Genomic DNA, 18017 nt, shown 5'->3' with positions numbered 1-18017 from the left:
AATTGCTGCGGACGGACTATCCGGATTTCCTCATGCGCTCGATCCTCGTGTCAGCCGACGCCGGGAAACCGGACGCGACATTTGAGCCCGGCAGGAATCGCGTAGTTCGGATTCGGCAGCTCGAGACGAACGCCGATCGTTCCGCTCGCCGCGTCGAACACCTGATCGACGACCGTCACGCGTGCGGCGTACCGGCCTCCTACCGGCTCCTCGGGATAAACCTCCGCCGACGCACCCACACGAATCTTTCCGAATTGGCTGAGCGGAACATAGACCTCAACCAACAGCGGATCGATCTGCGAAACCGTCAGGAGATGGGCCTGGTCGAACGCATACTCGCCCGGGCCGAGTTTGCGCTCCACCACCACGCCGTCGATGGGGCTCCGGATGGTTCGCAGCTTCAGGACTTCGTTGGCGCGAGCCACCTCCAGCCCCGCAAGGGCAAGATTGACCTTCGCTTCCTCGACATCCTGCTCGGCCACCCGCGCACTCGTCTCCGCCTCATCGGCGACCGCGGCCGAGACCGAGTCGTTCTTGCGCAACAACTTGGATCGCTCGTCCTTCCGCCGCTGAAACTCGAGTTTGGCCATGCTTGAGCGAACCGTCGCCTCGTTTTCGGCACGGGTCTTCGCCAGCGACACCGCCGCCTGCTCGACCCCCGACTCAAGCCGCGCGACAACCTCGCCCCTCTTTATGATGTCGCCACGGTCGACCAGCATCTCGCTCAACAGGCCCGGCACCGACGTTCCGAGCTTGAGGACCATTTTCGGCTGAATCAGGCAATCGAATTGCCCCTCCGGCTTTCTCTCCTGCGCATTGGCGCACCCTGCTCCCGCGGCGACCGAGACGGCCAGAATGGCGAGCACCCAGCGCCGGGCACCCGATACGGCCGGACGCTCCGCGTCGTCGCTGTCTCGAGCTTGTTTCATTCTCCCCTCCCCGAAAACGCAAGCACCCGGTCGAGCCGGCGATCCAGCTTTACATTCTGGACGCGCACGTAGCCATGTCGTCGCTCCGCCTGGAATTGAGCCAGCCAGCGCAACGACTGGTAGATTCGCAGCGGAACAGGCATGCCGCTGCCGACGAGACGTGCGATCATGCGCGTCATCGATCCTGCATGGATCATGAACACGTCGTCCTGAAGTGAAACGATGGCCTCGCAGCTGCCGGGATCGCCCTGCCGTGCGCAGCGGCCGAACAGCTGGCGATCGACCCTCCGAGAATCGTGGTACTCGGTCAGGATTACGTGCAGGCCGCCTCGCGCGGCAACGCCTGGGTCAAGCCGGATATCGGTGCCGCGCCCCGCCATGTTCGTCGCGACCGTCACTCGCGCGGGCTCGCCGGCCTTCGCGACCACCTCCGCCTCATCCTGGTCCTGCTTCGCATTCAAAAGCGCGTGCGTGATGCCACGTGCATTCAAGGCGGCGCTGATCTCCTCGGACGCCCCTACCGAGCGCGTGCCGATCAACACCGCCCTGCCCTCGGCCACAGCCAGCCGCTCCACCCTGTCGGCAATCATCCGCAGCTTTTCAGCCGGAGTTGTGCATACCAGCGGACGGGCAACGCGGCGTTGCGAGGGCCGGTTCAGCGGGATGCGAACGACGTCAAGTCCGTACACGGACTTGATCTCCCGCGCGACCTCACGGGCGGTACCCGTCATTCCCGAGAGGCGAATGTAGCGACGAAACAGGCGTTGATAGGTGATGCGGGCGAGCGTCTCGCGTCGCTCTGTCAACTCGCAATCTTCCTTGATCTCGATAAGCTGATGCAGGCCGCGCTCCCAGGAGCGGTCGGGCATCACGCGTCCCGTCGACTCGTCCACGATCTGCACCTTGCCGTCGATGACGACATAGTGCTGATCGCGGTTGAACAGCAGCATCGCGGAGAGGGCCTGGGTCAAGAGCTCCTCGCGAGCACGATGCGAACTCCAGACGCCTTGCAGCCCCTCGGCGAGTCTACCAATCTCCCGGCGACCTTCTTTGGTCAACGCCAGACTTCGCTCTGCGAGATCGATCTCATAGTGCTCTCCCGCAACAAGGCAGCTCGCGAACTGAAGGGCCTGATCGCATTGCAATCTTTCCTCGGCTGCCCCCGTCGACGACGACAGGATCAGCGGCGTGCGCGCTTCATCGATGAAAATGCTATCGGCTTCATCGACGATGCCGAAATAGAGCCCGCGCAGCACGAGATCCTCGTCACGCTGCAGGCTGCCGCGCAACCGTTCGAGCGAGAGGTGCAGACTGCTGCTTCGGTGCGCCAAAGCCACACGGTCGCGCAAGTAGTCGAATGCAAGCTCCTTGTTGGTGCAATATGTGACCGAGCACGCATAGGCTCGACGCCGCTCGGCTTTCGGCATGCCCTGCACCACCGCCCCGACACTCAGGCCCAGGAACTCATAAAGCGTCCTCATCTCGGCCGCGTCACGTTCGGCAAGATAGTCGTTGACGGTAATCAGATGAACGGGATAGCCGGCAAGCGCTACGGTGGCCGCAGGCAGCGTCGCGGCAATGGTCTTGCCTTCCCCGGTGGCCATCTCCACCAATCTGCCCTTCAGCAGCCCGAATCCCGCAATCAGCTGGACGTCATAGTGCCGCTGACCGATGGTCCGCGACCCCGCCTCCCGCACCAGCGCAAAGCATCGGCCGACGAGCGGCGGCGTAAAGCCCGAGTTTCGCAGTTTCGCACGGATAATGGGCACCTGCAGACGCAATTCTTCGTCGCTCATGATCCGCAGAGCGCTCTCATGTGCGGCGGCGTGCTCGACGATAGGCGTCAAGGCCCGAACGGGATCCCGCAGCCCTCTGAACGCGCGTTGGATCAGATCCTTCGCCAGGTATTCGGCCACCCGATCGTGCACTGCCGGCTCGCGATCCGCGCGCTCCGGATAGGGACGGCCAACCGCCAGTTCGCGATGATCTAGTTCCATAACGCTTTTAGACATGGAAGTTCGTCAACAATAGCAGTCTGACGCTGCGATACCATTGGACCGCAAGTGGCTCCATCCGATGCTCGAACCGAACGAAGACGTGCTGGCCGAAATGATCCACCGCCTCCAGGCCTGGGAGCTCGATGTCGAATTGAAAGGTCCGCTGCAGCGTCTTGGGTCCCTTCGCATCGCGCGGATCAACCGCGAAATCTCCACCACCCTCCACGCCAAGCGCCGCGCTGGGCAAGTATTCGCCACCAGCAGGCACCGCCCGCAATACACGTCCCTCCAAAATCAGGCGCGGCTGGTCCACCGGACGAACCTGGATGCGATCGGTCGTAAGGCGCACCCTATCAACCGCCTCCTGCGGCACGACAACACGCGCCAGCGGCGTCGCGTTTCCAACAACGTAACCCAGGAGCTCGCCCCGACGGTAATAGCGCCCGGGCATGTCGACCATTTGAGGCACCACGAACACGCCATCGCTGCGGGCACGAGCGATGAGGTCGGAAGCGCGCTCCCGAGCCAGCTTCAGATTGGCGCGCTCGAGCTGAAGTCTATCGCGAACAAGCTGCGCCTTGGCGCGATCCGATACAAATTGCGCAGCATACTCGGCCTGCAGCTCCTCCACTTTGGCCTCGTTCCTGCGCAATTGCGCAACGAGCGTCGGCTCGCGGCTCTCAATAAGCGGATCTCCCTGCGCGACTTGCGTTCCCGGCGTAACCAGAAGTTCATGGACGAAGCCATTCGAAGCGGCACGTACCATTGCTTCTTCAGGCAGCCATAGCACTCCTTCCACGTTGGAATGGTAGGGCATCGGCACGGCGAGCAGCAAGACAGCCGAGCCGAGCACGAGACCTGCCGCGATCGCGATAGAACGGGCGCGATGCTTGTGCAGGCGGGGATTTTCGACGAGATGCCGCACCGCCTTGACGACCGGCAGAATCGCCATCGCCCCCACCGCCCAGACGGCGAGAATAACGCCAATGAAGAAGAACTGTCCCGCGATGAACAACGCGATCATGATCGTTACCATGATGCGGTAGACGGTCGAAGCAAAACCGTAGAAGAAGAACCACGCCCGCTCCATGCCCGAAGCCTCAGGACGCTCCAGATCGGAGACGCCGAGCAGGTATCGCTCGATCAGATAACCCCAGTAGCGCGTCGACCGCGCCGCCAGATTTGGAATTTCGATGAGATCCACAAGGATGTAATAGGCGTCGTAGCGAAGCAGCGGATTGCCGTTGAACAGAAGCGTAGACACGCTCGCGATCAACATGACATTGAACAGGATCGCTCGCACCAAACCCGGCTCGACCAGAAGCCACATATAAAACGCGATCGCCGCGACAAAGAGTTCGACGCCCATCCCGGCGGCACCGACAAGAGCGCGTCGGTACTTGGACCTGAAAACCGTGGCGGCCGACGCATCGACGTAGGGAACCGGCAGCAAGACCAGCAGGATGATGCCGAGATCGTGGACCTCTCCACCTCCGGCTTTGGTGGCGGAGGCATGTCCCAGCTCGTGCAACGCCTTGATCGCCGGAAAGACCAGATAGATAATGAACAAATTGTCGATCGCCAATACGCGGTCGCTGAAATTGTGGCTGAGCTCCGGCCAATGCGGCCAGACCAGGATGAAGGCGGGAAGTACGATTGCGAGCCAGGCGATGGCCCCCCAGCCGCTCCAGACAAACCGTACAAGACCCGCCCACCGATTGAGCATCCGATCCGGATCGAACAGCGGGATGCGGATCGCCATCGGATTGCCATAAGAACGCAAATGGCGCGCCTTTTGCTCGCGCTCGCTGCGCGCAAAAAGCTCGGCGACGTCCGGGGTAACATCGCTCTCCAGCAGGTCAGCGGCATGCAGTTGACCGAGCAGTTGGATTAGCTCGTCCTGGCTGGGCGCCTCTTCACCCAGGTGCCTGTTCGCGAGTTCCCACAACTGTTCGACGGAATGTGCTCCGTCCATCAGCGAGACAATCAGCCGAGCCGAAGGGCTGAAGCGATGCACCCGCGACGAAGCGGGGTCCTGCAAGAGGTACCAGACCTCGCCACGATAGATGTGCCGATGCAATCGCGCGTGCGAGCGCAACTTTGGCTTTCGCGCTGCGACACGATACCACCAACTGCTGAGCAACGGCGCGTTCACCACAACCTCGCAATCAGAACAGCCATCTCCAGATCGACAGGCGGACCCAGTCCACGAAATTGTGCGTCCAGATCCAGATCAGCTTGCGTTCGCCGACATCGATCTTTCCAACGCCTTCCATACCTGGTCGCACGCGTTCGGATGCATTTTGGAGCCGCGCCTCCACCCGGAAGTAGTTGCGGCCCTCCTGGGCTGTCGACACCGGCGTCATTTGCTCGACCGAGAAGTCCATCCGCCGGTGCGGGATACCCGACAAGGTGAGTTCGCCCTGTTGACCAAGCTTCACGTAGGAAATGTCTCGCTCCTCGACCTGCAGGATAACGCGATAGCTGTCCAACGGCGCGACTGTGAAGAGCATCTTGCCCAATTCTACCGGCGTCCCGAGGAGTTGTTGCAGGTCGCCCGCGACGACGACGCCGTCGAAGGGAGCAAGCAGCGTGGCGCGAGAAAGCTTGTCAGTGACCAGCGACAGCATGGCGTCGACCTGCTCGATCTGCGCCTTGAGGATCGTCATGGTCGCACGCTCCTGTGCAGCCAGCGCCTGCCGATACTTGCGGTCGAGCTGCTCGCGCTCGGACGACAACCGCGTCTGTTCGAGCTTGAGGTCCCGGTCATCGAGCTTGCATAATACCTGCCCGGCACGCACGGTGTCGCCTGCGCGAACGAAGCTTTGTGCGATATATCCGTCGAACGGTGCCGCGGCGATCCGCTGCACCGCTCCTTCGATCACCGTCTTTGCCGCGACACGATACGTGCCCGCCGCGACACTGAAGAACAGGATGACGCCGACCAGCACAAGCGCGATGAGCTTCGCGCCGGGATGACGCGGTCCGAACAAGAGCTCCAGGCCACGGTACGACGAGGTCGCGGCATGCCTCAGGACGCCGCGTTCCGTCTCACGCTTGAGCTTCAATATCGGACCAAGCAGCGCGCCAACCGTCTTGCACAGCTCGATGGTTTCGGTGTCGAACGGCTCGCCCGCGGCCCGTTCCAGGGTCAACACGCCGGTTGCATGACCGCCGTCTGCGAGCGGCACCGAGCAGACCGCAATATCCCTGTACTCGCGCGCGAGATCGGCATGCGCGAGTGCCGCGCTCTCCACGTCGTCGCGCGGCGGAAACACGAGCGCGACGTCCAGGTCCAGCACCTCGTCCATGGCGTTGCCGATGCGCCGACCAAGATCCATCTTGGGGTCGAAGGTTGCAGTATGCGAGATCGCCTTGACTTCGACGCTGCCCGAGCGCTCGAGTCCCACGCTCACCCGATCGCACGCCAGGCGTCCAGCAAGTTCGTTGGCGACCGCTAGCGCCGCCGCGGAGAAATGGCGCTCCTGCATGGCGGTCGCCACGATATCCATGGCAAGGCCCATTCGCGCGAGCCGTGCGTCGCGTTCCTCCAGCGCGCCTTTGCGGAACTGGTCGATCAGCCAAGCGCTCGCCCAATGCAGCAGCCGCAAAGCCCGCTGTAGTGCAGCTTCCGGGCCGGGCCCGATATCGAGCACGACGACCCCGTGCAGGGTGCCGGATACTTCTATCGGATAGCCGATAAAGGCGTGGTGCTCACGCAACGCGCCATGCCCCTCCGAGGGCAGCACGATTCCGCGGCGCTCGGTCAGAGCCCGTTCGGCGGCCGGGCTGAGATATTGCATGTCCAGACCAGGGTGAGGCCACACCGCCGCCGGAACATAGGAGCCATCCTTGTCGGGCCCCAGCAACAACAGGCCTCCGCCAACCCGCTCAACCTGCATGCAAAGGATCGCGAGCCAGCTCGCGCAGAACTCCGCACTGTCCTTGGCTGCCGAGAATTTCGCCCAGGCTATCGATTCGGCGCGCGCTGCGTCCTCGGTGAAGGAATAGATCGGGGACGCAGTGGTCATGGCTACTCATCGCTCTCGGGACTATGCCCGCGATGCCGCAATGGCGGACGGCATCGCGGCGCGGGCGACGGAGGCGCCGGTGAGGCGTTGCAATCACACGGGGACACGGCGTGACCCGTTCTCTAGGCGGATGCTCTCGCCCCATTCAGGCGATCGCCTGTTTCCGCCCCTGCGGCATCGTCAGGCCCAATCGCCGGCTCAGTCGCTCCCTTCACGACCGCGAGGCGCGACGGAAGGGCCTGGAAGTTGCGCATCGACTGGAGGTGAAGATAGAGCAGCTCGAGCTCGTCGGTCTTGGCCAGCTCGGCAAGCTTTTCACCGGGCAGAGCCTTCAGTTTCTCCCGATTCACCGCCATGAACCCCGCGAGCGAAAGCTTTTCGCCAGAGGCGAGTTCGACCTGTGCCTGCATCGGCTCGAGCAGATCGAGCTCGCGCACCTTGCGGCAGAAGGCCTGGGTGCGATTGAACTGGGTCTGATATTCCTGCAGGAAGGTCAGGATGTTCTGGACATACTGGGTCGGCTTGTTGTCGTCATCGAACAACTTTTGTCCCCGACCGTCACGGTTAAATCCCGAATAGTCCTCGTCGATGCAGAGGACGAACCTTTCACCGTCGGAGCTGGTCGAGAACACGAACGGATAACGACGCAGGAAAGCGGGGACATACTTGGCGTCCCACTTGGAATCCTGCGAAAGGAACAGGTTCTCGCTGTCGCGCACGCCGAGGATAACGGCCGGCATGACGTTGTCCTTGGTGCCGGCAAACACAATGGCATATTCGGATGAGGCAGCGGGAAACTCGACAGCCATCAACGGCACCGAATTGGTCTTGCTGCTGAAGCCATAATTTCTCGCGATCTCGACTGCGCAACCCCGGTGACGCGCGGCGGACAACGGAATAACAGTTTCATAAATCAACAATTGCGCCGTCATTACTAAGCTCCTTCCCTTGCAATTTCGGGCTCAGGCATGGCCCGCATCATTAATCGACGATGGGCGTACGCGGAGATTTGCGTTCGGATTCCACTGGGCCTTGTTCTGCCCCACATGGTTCAGGAAGTCGTCGAGCCACTCCTGCGAACCATTTGAAGGTCCGGAGGCGAGATTCTCCACGGCATCAAGACTGTTATGCCAGTTTATGCTGGTTGCTTCCTTCGCGCTATTGATAATCCGCGAGGAGTGATGCTCCGGCGAAGATACTTCGTCTTGCGAGACTGCAGCGCTGCTCGGGGTACCACCCGTCAGGCTTGCCGACAGCGAGACGAAGGATTTGCCGGGATCCTCGGTTGCACCACGGAACTCCGCGATCTGGGATCTGGCGTTCGGGCTCAGGAGGATGTTCGAGATCAGCGTAATGCCGCTGGGCTCGTCCGCCTTGGCCACCGCCTGCACCGGCGGCGCGACCGTGAACGTCGACGCCGCAGTCGCAACCGGGATCAGCGTCATTTGCGGCGCCGTTGCCTGAACGACAGCTGCGCTCTGCAGCAGTGCCGCGGAAGCCGGCCCTGGATGCCCGGCGGGCTCCGGCAGCCGTCGCTCACCGGCGCGCAAGGTCATGCCGGCCACGTCGTCGCCGAGGTCTTCGGGCAATCCCATGGCATTGCCCATCTCGTGGACGACGGTCGTGAGGAGGTCCATGCGTCTGGCGGCCGGGCTCGACGATGCAGCTTCGGATACCTCGCCGGACAGCCTGATCGTGAACTCCCTGCTGTCGCCGGGCGTCGGGTCGATGAACCACCCCCAACCGGCGGCGTCGGGATCGAGAACGATCGTAGAGCCGGTCGTGGCGCCCAGCATCTGATCCGGCAGGTCGGCCATCAGGACCGTGACCTGATCGAGGATCGACAGGCGCGGGTCGGTCGGCCCGAGGGCAGCGGTCCACGCCTGCCTGGCGGTAGCGACAATCGCCGCCAGCTGGTCGGCCGTCACGACGGCGAGATCGGTCGCCGGAGGCGCCGCCAGTGCGGCGACCTGCGGCGTACCTCCGCCGGCATAGGCGATATCGTCACCGCGGATCAGCACGTTGTCGAAGGACGCGTTGCCGTTGCGCGCGTACAGTCCGAGGCTGCCGTCGTGCACCAGGATATTGTAGTTGAAGCTCAGGACGCTCTTGCCGTTGAGCACCACGTTGACGTTGTTCACGACGCCCTCGGACAGGGCAACGAGCAGATTGTAGTCGCTGCCGGCTGAGATGGTCGTGCTGGCGACGGCATCGACGTACCAAGTGCCGTTGCTGCGATGGCCCAGCACCACCTGGTTGGTTCCCGCGATGATGCCGGCATAGAGGAAGGCGTTGGTCGACGTGTAAGCGAAGGTGAGCCCCGCCGATGTGCCGGCCTTCGCAGCGTTCACCGTCGCCGAATATTCGACATAAGACAGCGGCGCCACCGCCAGCGACCGCGTGGTGAAGGCAGCGTTGTTCGATGGCGGAACCGCGGTATAGCGGCCATTCGTTCCACTGGTGGTGGTCCATGTCCCGGTCTGGGCGGCGAAGTTATTTGCGACGCCGTCCGAGAAGTCCTCCAGTACATTATAGGTGAAGCTGATCGGCAATCTCTGGACCGTGTACGACGTATAGGCAGCGATCGAGTTGTTCGTGCCAACGCCGACCATTCCTGTGTTCAGCGGAGCGTTGAACGTATACGACACCTTCAGCGCGCTCGCGGCCTTGCCTCCGTTTGCGCTCGTCACCGCGAGGCTTGCGGTGGTTCCGTTGACCGTGAGCAGCAGGGTGTTCTGCGAGTTCAAACCCAGTCCAGGCTTGCCCGCCGAAAGCGTTGCAAGGTCCGTCCAACCGCTGTCTGAACGTTGGCCGATCTTGATGGTGTTGTTGGTGACGTCGATACCCGCGTACTTGAAGTTTGTCGTTCCCTGGTAGTCGAAAATGATGAAGCCGTTCTGCAGGATGCCGCCACTCGAAACCTTCATCGTCGACTGGATTTCGAAGAAGTTGCCAGGCAGCCAGGCATCGAGGTCGAACAGGCTGATGTTGTCGCCGCTCACCTTCACGGTAGCGTTCTGGTAGGCACTGTTGGCCACGGACCAGCTGCCGCTATCGGCGAACATGCCGGTCACGGTATTGGGCGCGTAACTCGCGCTGCGCAGCACATCGCGCTGCGTGCCCGGCGTGTTACCAGCCTGCGGGTCAGTCGGTGCGCCGGTCTGGGCGTGCCAGGCCGCATCCTGTTGCAGCACCAGACCGAGCTCGCCGGCCGGCTCGCCGTTGCGGCTGGGGATCGGGTCGTTCGCCTTGGTCGGCGCCGGCGGCAGCGCACCATTGTTCAGGTCGGAGTAGCGCGTGGCGTCGACGCCGTCGCTCAGCGACTCCGCATACAGGAAGTGATGCAGGAACGGCTGCATGGTACGACTGACCGTCGCCATGCCGAACTCCGAGAACGGCACGAGATAGCTGTTGTACTCGCCGACCCAGTCGATGAGCCGATCGCCGCCCGTGTTGGCGATCAGAACGTCCTTGCCGGCACCGCCGTAGGCCCGATCCTCGTAGGTCGGCGCGGTCTCCGGGACGTTGTTCAACCCATTCGCGGTCGTCAGGTCGTCGTCCGCATTGAGCAGGTCGTTGCCCCAGCCGCCATAGGTGTGGTCGCGGCCCGTGCCACCGACGATCCAGTCGTTGCCGTTGTCACCGAAGATATCGTCGTTGCCGTCGTCGCGGACCGGCCCGTACGTCACGGACTGGTTCTGGTTGCCCGGCGTCGTACCGCCCGGCCGCAGGACACCCTCGGTCTGGTCGAAGTTCAGGAACCACTCGAGGCCGGACCCCGTGCTGCTGGCGGTCCCATCCGCTTTGAGGAGAATCTTCCGCATCGGATTGTTCTCATCGTACAGCGCGAACTCGCCCGTACGGTTCGCGATGTGCGGATGGGTGAACTTGCCGTCCGGATCCGTCGGATTGAAGCGCAGCGCGTCGCCGGGGTTGTACGGATGGTAGTAATCGGTCTCGGCGATGCCGTTCAGATCGAGGAAGCTGTCCTGCGTCTGCGTGTAGGAGAGCTTCAGCGCCTCGGCTCCCGACACCGAATCGTCGCCGGAGCCGCCGTGGATCCAGTCGCTGCCCAGGCCGCCAAAGATGATGTCGTCGTTGTGCCGATGCGTCTTTCCATCGCTTGCGGCCGCGTTGTTCTTGGTGCCGGCGACCGAGAACTCGTCGGCGGTCCCGTTGAAGGTCGGATCGGAGCTGAACGGCGTCAGATCGACGGTCTTCTTCAGGGCACCGCTCACATTGATAGTGTCGGTCTGCATGTTGCCCGGCGTGAAGATGTACTCGTTCAGCGCGTTGCCGTTGCTGTACTTCGGATCGGCGTCGCTGGAAAGCAGCGGCGCGATGCCGAATAGCGGTTCGCCCACGCTGACCAGATAGGTCGCATTAGCCGAATCGGCGCTCAGGCTGTTGCGGCTGGTGAAGATGCGGCCGTCGTCGCCGATGATCCCGTCCGAACCGGTACCACCGGAGATCCAGTCGTTACCATAGCCGCCGATCAGATCGTCGTCCTGGCCTTCGCCGTACAGCCAGTCGTCACCCTTGCCGGCATAGATGAAGTCATCGCCGGATTCGCCATGCAGCTCATCGGCTGCACCGATATCGGATGGCTGGTGCACGGGGTCGAAATCGACGCCGCCCGGCGTATAGTCGAGCAACCGGTCGACCCGCGGGATGATGCGCACGAAACCGACCGCGCTGTTGTAATTGTCGTAGTTGAACGACAGGAAGCCATTCAGCGTCTGGACCGGGTTGCCCGCCTGCGTGACCGTGCCGGCGATGACCAGCGCGCCGACCGGTGGCGCAACCTGGCCCTTGATGCCAACCAGGCGGATGACGTCGCCGTTGTCGCCGACGATCGAATCGGAGTCGTTGGCATGACCATTCGGCGTCGTTGCAATCAACGAGTTGCCGTCGATCGTCGCGTCGCCGATCGCGTTGCGCGCGATGGCGCGGCCGGAACCACCGAGGATCAGGTCAGAGCCGTCGGGCCGCTTGGCCGGCGAATTGAGATTGAACAGATCGGAACTGCCGCCGATCAGGTCATCCTGGTTCTGGTTGCCGAACAGGATATCGTTGCCGCCGCCGCCTTCGATGTAATCCTGGCCGTCGCCTGCTCCATCGAATGACGGACGCAGGAACAGGGCATTGTTGGCGTCACGGAACGGATTGCCGGCGATGTTTCCAGCGACGTTGAGGACGCCGACCCGCCCGCCGATCGCGGTGGAGTAGCCGGCGGTGCCGTCACCATTGTCGATCAGCGTGTGGGATACGTACTCGATCGAGCCGTCGCCCTGCGTCACGTCGTTACCCATCTCGCCGAAGATCATGTCGTCAGCCGCGCCGCCGGCGATGTAGTCGTTGCCGTACGAGCCCGCGGGAGCCAGAACGGTGTCGTTCCCGTGGTCGAACAGGGTGATCAGGTAGTCACCCCAGCTGCCATGGCCGCGCGGATCGGCTTGCGGCAGACCATTGGCGTAATCCAGGCCGGCAGCCAACGCGTCGGTGCTGAGGCCGGTGCTGTAGATCTGCGTACCTGAAAGCGTCTCGAACCGCCCGTTGCGGAAGTCGCCAAGATGTGTCGTCCGGTTGAGCGCGACGTTGTCGCCGAACACGAGGTCGCGGCCGTTCTCGCCGTCGATCGAGTCGTTGCCCATCCCGCCGATCAGGATGTCTTCGCCGCCGTTGCCGAAGATCGTATCGTTGCCGCCGTACTGCCGCGACTGGCTGACGATGGTGCGGGACAATAGCGTCGTCTCGATGCGCTGCGGCGTGAGCAAGACCGGCTTGGTGGTATCGCGCCAGCCGGAGGTGGCCTGGCCGATGTCGCCCAAGTCACCGAAGATCACGTCGTCATAGTCGCCGAATGCATCGGTTGCCGTCGATCCCGGCGCGTCGCCGTAGATCAAGTCATTGCCGCCGTCGGTAACGTTGTCGAGCACCGTGGTGCCGCTGTTGCCCGCCGTCTGGGCCACGTTGAGCACGCGCGTGATGACGTCGACGTTGAAGCCGGAGTCGCCGTAGATGTGGTCGACGCCGCGCTGGCCGATGATCGTGTCGTTGCCCGACCCGCCGGCGAGATGATCGCCGGCCTGGCTGCCGATGATCGTATCGTCACCCTTGCCGCCATAAGCCGTGATACCGACTGTCGGCAATTGCCCGGCCGGAACGTCGCCGAACAGGTTGTGTGCGTCGATCACGTCGTTGCCGGCGTACCTGTACTCGTTGGCCAGCGGGAACACGTAGAAATCGGCGTTCTGACCAAGCCTGTTGCGTTCGACGATGGTGCGCGTGAGCGTGGGCGTCGAATTGCCGTTGTTGGTCAGCGTCAGGAAGGCGGGCTTCAGGTCGAACATGAACAGCGTATCGACCTTGGTGCCCTGCCCGGAGATGATCGCCTGCTCCGGACCTTCTTCGACAACGCTGTTCAACGGATCCAGCGTCAGCACATTCGCCGTCACGCCGACGACCTTGAATACCTGCTTGTTACCGGGACCGGGATTCGCCGGCGAGAACGGCGAGTTGGTGTCGTCGGGCGTGCCGTACACGGCAATGTTCTTGCCGGCCGTAAAGCCATCGGCGATCCAGCTGCCGCCGTCATTCCGGGTGATAGTGTCGCCGCCAGCGTGCTTCGCGAACGTTACGCTATACTGCGAACCCGCAACCGCAACCGCGCCGACGTCAGCGGCGATACGCGCGCCTTCGGTAATCGTCGGCGCTCCCGGATCGGCCAGTGTCGTCGGAATGACGCTGTTCTTGACCTCCAGGGTCAATGTATTCGCAGTGACGTCCACGAGCGTGAAGTTGACATTGTTGTAGGTGGTCAGCGACACCGAGATCGTCTGGCCCTTTGCGAAGCCTTCAGTCAGCCAGCTGCCGCCGTCAAGCCGCGTAATGGTGTCGCCGCTATTGGCGCGGGCAAACGCGACCTGGTAGGACCCGCCGATGGCGATCAGGCCTTCCGGCACGAAGCCTGGGTCGAACACGCCCTGCCCGGGCTGCAGCTTGATCGTGCCGCTGTTCCACTCCTTGATCGTGTGGTTGCCATTCGCGAATGTCGTGAAGGCGGGCGTCAGATCGCTCAGGATCAGGGTGTTATAGACCAGCGGGTGGGCTGGGTCGGTCCTGGTGAGTGTCTTCACATTGCCAATCGGCGTGCCGTCGATCGTAATGAGGCCGTCGACCAGGAAGCGGGTCAGATCGGTGCTGCCGTTCCAATCGCCGGTCGTGCGCTTGATGACGCCGAACGTACCTTCCAGGGTCGTAAACGTCGAGAATTCGAGGCCCAAGCCGTCGATCTCGGGGTTGGCCTGGCCCAGGGACGGCGTCCCCATGACGAATTGCACGTTGTCCATATGCGGCTGCGGCTTGTTGCTGAACTTGCCGAGCGAGGAGGCCTTGTCGGCCTTGCCGTTGTACCAGATACCATCCTGCGTCGTGTCGCCGTAGACGACCAGCGGCGCATCGACGCTGACCGTCATCGGGGCCGCAAAGATGGGCAGCCCGACGGCGCCCTTGACGAGCAACGTGTCGCCGGCAACGCCGCCGGAGCTCTGGTCGAAGCCTGTCACCAGGAAATTGCCACTGATACCGATCGTCACGGGCTCGGTGCCGGCCGTAGGCACGACCGTGTTGACCGCCGTCAGGGTGAGGGTCGAGTCCGTCACGCTCCTGATCGTGAAGTTGCCGTTGTTGGTCAGATTGCCGTTGGTGCTGGTCGTACCCGAGAGCACGATCGTCTCGCCGGCCATGAAGCCGTCCGATATCCAGCTTCCGCTGCTGCGCGTGATCGTGTCACCGTTGGCATTGCGCGCAAATGCGACGCCGCCATATGTCCACTCACCGGTAATGGTGATCTGCTGGCCGACCGCAAACGCGCTGTCGCCTACATGGTCCGAAGCCCAACCGTGGCCATCCGACCGGGTGATGCGGTTGGTCGTTCCTTGCGGATCGCCGGCGAGAGCCGCCGCGACGGTGTTGGTGCCGTTGATGTATTCCGTCGTGCCGTTGACGTTGATCGCATCGCCGCCGATGCGGATGACTGCCACCTTCTGGATCGCAGGCAGCGCTGTCAAATCGCCACCCGTGAGCTTCAGCTTCGTACTGGTGGGATCGTCGGTCACGAACCACACGCCCGGCTGTCCGTCGATGGCGATCGCCTGGCCCTTGGCGAAACCGTCGGCAATCCAGCTGCCGCTGCTGCGCGTCAGAGACTTCGCCGCGACAGTGAACGGACCGGACACCACGTTACGGCTGGTCACGGCGACGGTGCCGAGAAGACCAGTCGCAGGGGTCAGCGTCGTGCTGCCAAGAAGCAATGCACTGCCGTAGCCGGTGCCGGACGGCGTGCTGGCGTTGTCGAACCCAAGGACCGTGGCATTTCCGACACTGCCGTTGGACAGCGAGAACGACACTTGCTGCCCGGCCGCGAAGCCGAGATTGTCCCAAGACAGTCCGTCGCGACGGATGATGCGATCCGCCTGAACGTCGAAGGCGCTGGTCACCTGCAGCCAGTCGGTCACGGAAATCGTGCCGGTGGCATTGGTCCGAACCGTCAGTGCGGGGGCCCCATTGGCGCCGAGCAGAACCAGGATGCTGCCGGGCTTGAGGTCCTGATCGAGGATCGCAGTAATCGTGTAGGAACCGGTGACGGAGCCGCCAACCGTGTCGACGCTCAGCATGACCTGCTGGCCAACCGCGAAGCCGGCATCCACCCACGAGCGACCGTCCGTGCGCTCGAGCGTGCCGATCTTGCCGCCCAGGCTCGGCGTGATGTTGAAGGCGTTGCTGGGCGCAATGCCGGCCGTCATCTGGATCGGCGCGTTGCCGCCGCCATGCACGGTGGTGAGACCGCCGTGTTCGGAGACCAGCCCGATCGTGCCATCGGCGTTGTGATCCGGGCCCGGAATCAGCGTGCTGTTGATGTCCAGCCGGTCGTTGCCCGAGCCGAGGAAGATGTTCACCGACTCGATCGTCGAATGGCTTGCGTCGGTGCTGAATTGATGCGTGACCGGATCGACGACGATAGATCCGTAGCTGATGCCGCCGGGATACTTGACAGACTCGCCGAACGGCGCCGGTGCCCCCGCCAGCAACTTGCTGAAGTCGAGAGTCCCGCCCATCTCGAAGCCCGACAGGGCCGTCGAGGTCAGCGTGCCCGTATCGTTGGCGACTGTTCCGTCGTTGTAGATGTTGAGGACGTCGATCGATTGCGTTTCCGGGGGCTGCGGCGGGATGTTGAAGAGCGGCCCATTGGCCTCGCCCGGCAACAGCACGGCCTGCACCAGCGAGCGGTCGGCCGCAGTGGTGCCGCCTTCAACCGCCAGCGGGCCGCGAATGCCATCGAGCCGGTGCGCAACCTTCGGGAAGGCGCGGAAGTTCTCGTGACCCGGCTGGATATCGAACCACGGGTCTGCGATCAGCTGAACCGTGACCTGCTGATACCAATTGCCGGTGTCGGGATAGCTCGCATCGGGCTTGGGCGGGCTGGGCGGCGTATAGGTCACGCGCGCGGCCATCTGGATGACCGTGACCGGAACGTTGTTTCCGTTGCCGCCGAGCGATCCGCTGTAGAGGCCCGATGCCGGGTGGTCGGTCAGCACCAGCATATCGAGTTTGTCCGGCGTGGTGCCGGTGATGAGATCGATCTTCTCGATCTTGTCGCCGCCGATGCCCTTGATCTTGATCAGTTCGCCCTCGAAGAAGCCGCTGTCGAGCCAGCTTGTGCCGTCCTTGCGGACAAGCACGTCCAGCATCTTCCTGATGCTGACGTTCTGGTACGACGGTCCCGCGCCCGGGATGCCGCTGAGGGTCAGTTGCGAGTCGCTCACCCCGGTCACTGTAAATGCCGTCCCCAGGGGGCTCTGGTCCGCCTGGAGAATGGTTATCACCTGCCCAATGGCAAAATTGTCGTTCTTGAAGCTGCCGACATCGTTGCGGGTGATGACGTTGCCCGACACGCTAATATTGCCGGTGAAGAGCTGGAACGGAACATTCGTGACGCTGTAGTCGACGTTTCCAGTGTAGCGACCGCGTTCGACGACCATATCGACCGCCACGGTCTTGTTGTCGTCGGTATTGTACGTGCCAAAGGCTGTCGGCAGCACAGCGCCGCCGGCATCCGATAGACGGATGGTGCTCGCGGTGACGGCGTCATTTGCCGAATCGATCGTATAGAAGCCGCTCGGCGAATTGATATCGCCGTTATCAAGTCCGGCGATGCCGGTGCCTTCGATCCGGATACGCTGGCCGGGCAGGAAGCCGTCGCCGATGAAGCTGCCAGTCTCGGAACCGCTGGCGCGCGTGATGATGACCGTGTGCGCATCGACGCTGGTCACCGTGATGTTGCCGGTGAAGAGCTGCACGGGCTGGAGTCCACCCGTTTCCTGCAGACTGACCCGTCCGCCCGTCACCAGGTCGGTCTGTCCATCCGTTACCACATCGACGTTGACGTCGGACTTCGGCGGGCTCTGCAGGCGCATCGTATAACTATCGCCCGGCCCCGGCCCGTCCGAGGTCGTGCCAGCAGTGACAAGCGTCCGGCCGGCGCTCTCCAGCAGGAACACACCGGCTGTCTCGTCGTCCAACACCTTGGCGTAGATCGGCGTATCGCTGCTAAACGCCGCGTTCCTGTATGCCGTGTTCGTTGTCGATGCGAGACCGTCCAGGTTGACCGTATTCAGGAACACGCCGCCCGTGAAGGTCGGGATGGTGTTCAACAAAGTCTTCAAGGTCAGCGTCGTCTCGGTTGCCGCGGTAATGAGATATGCGCCGGCGTTCGGACCACCGGAAATGGTGATCTTGTGGCCAACCGAGTAACCATCGGTCAGCCAATCGGCGCCGAGATCCGCCGCATCCAGACGGCTGACCGTGTTCCCCGCGAAGGTGAGGTTCAAAGACTGGTCGACATAGATCGAGTGCACGATCGTCGTGTTGTGCGGATCCTCGACCTGGCCATCGTTCACGGCGGAGGCTGTGATGATGACGGGGCTATTCCAGTTGCCCGAACTGAACGTGAGGTAATAGACGCCCGAACGGACGCCGAACTGGTCCAGGCCCACTCC

General features: G+C 62.8%; 6 protein-coding genes (1 of these 6 only partly in view). All 6 read right to left on the bottom strand.

Annotated elements, in window-relative coordinates; all coding sequences use genetic code 11:
* Positions 1–50: 50 nt before the first annotated feature.
* Complete coding sequence (locus tag JQ572_RS32470) at positions 51–929, bottom strand: efflux RND transporter periplasmic adaptor subunit (protein WP_211386906.1); 879 nt, start codon at positions 927–929, stop codon at positions 51–53.
* Positions 926–2941 (bottom strand): preprotein translocase subunit SecA, encoded by a 2016-nt coding sequence (locus JQ572_RS32465; RefSeq protein ID WP_211386905.1) that lies wholly within the window; start codon positions 2939–2941, stop codon positions 926–928. The genes JQ572_RS32470 and JQ572_RS32465 overlap by 4 nt, the downstream gene beginning before the upstream one ends.
* On the bottom strand, positions 2934–5081 hold the full coding sequence (locus JQ572_RS32460) for a peptidase M50 (RefSeq protein ID WP_211386904.1): 2148 nt from the start codon (positions 5079–5081) through the stop codon (positions 2934–2936). The genes JQ572_RS32465 and JQ572_RS32460 overlap by 8 nt, the downstream gene beginning before the upstream one ends.
* A gap of 13 nt (positions 5082–5094) precedes the next feature.
* A complete protein-coding gene (locus JQ572_RS32455; protein WP_211386903.1) occupies positions 5095–6957 on the bottom strand; it encodes a GAF domain-containing protein in 1863 nt (620 codons plus the stop codon).
* 122 nt (positions 6958–7079) lie between these two features.
* The gene (locus tag JQ572_RS32450) at positions 7080–7889 is read right to left on the bottom strand and encodes a SapC family protein (RefSeq protein WP_211386902.1); all 810 of its coding nucleotides are present in this window, start codon (positions 7887–7889) and stop codon (positions 7080–7082) included.
* A gap of 30 nt (positions 7890–7919) precedes the next feature.
* Positions 7920–18017: the final stretch of an LEPR-XLL domain-containing protein gene (locus tag JQ572_RS32445; protein ID WP_211386901.1), read on the bottom strand. It continues 18657 nt past the right edge of the window; 10098 of the gene's 28755 nt are visible here — the last part of the coding sequence; its start codon lies beyond the right edge, outside the window; it ends in the stop codon at positions 7920–7922.

Source organism: Bradyrhizobium sp. SZCCT0153, from assembly GCF_018129995.1.
Classification (GTDB): Bacteria; Pseudomonadota; Alphaproteobacteria; order Rhizobiales; family Xanthobacteraceae; genus Bradyrhizobium; species Bradyrhizobium japonicum_G.
The sequence above is the reverse complement of the archived record's forward strand: the minus strand, read 5'-3'. Positions and strand labels throughout refer to the sequence as shown.

Bases quoted from the DNA above. Each gene is read 5' to 3' on its own strand.
- JQ572_RS32470 (WP_211386906.1), bottom strand. From the start codon at position 929: ATGAAACAAGCTCGAGACAGCGACGACGCGGAGCGTCCGGCCGTATCG.
- JQ572_RS32465 (WP_211386905.1), bottom strand. From the start codon at position 2,941: ATGTCTAAAAGCGTTATGGAACTAGATCATCGCGAACTGGCGGTTGGC.
- JQ572_RS32455 (WP_211386903.1), bottom strand. From the start codon at position 6,957: ATGACCACTGCGTCCCCGATCTATTCCTTCACCGAGGACGCAGCGCGC.
- JQ572_RS32450 (WP_211386902.1), bottom strand. From the start codon at position 7,889: ATGACGGCGCAATTGTTGATTTATGAAACTGTTATTCCGTTGTCCGCC.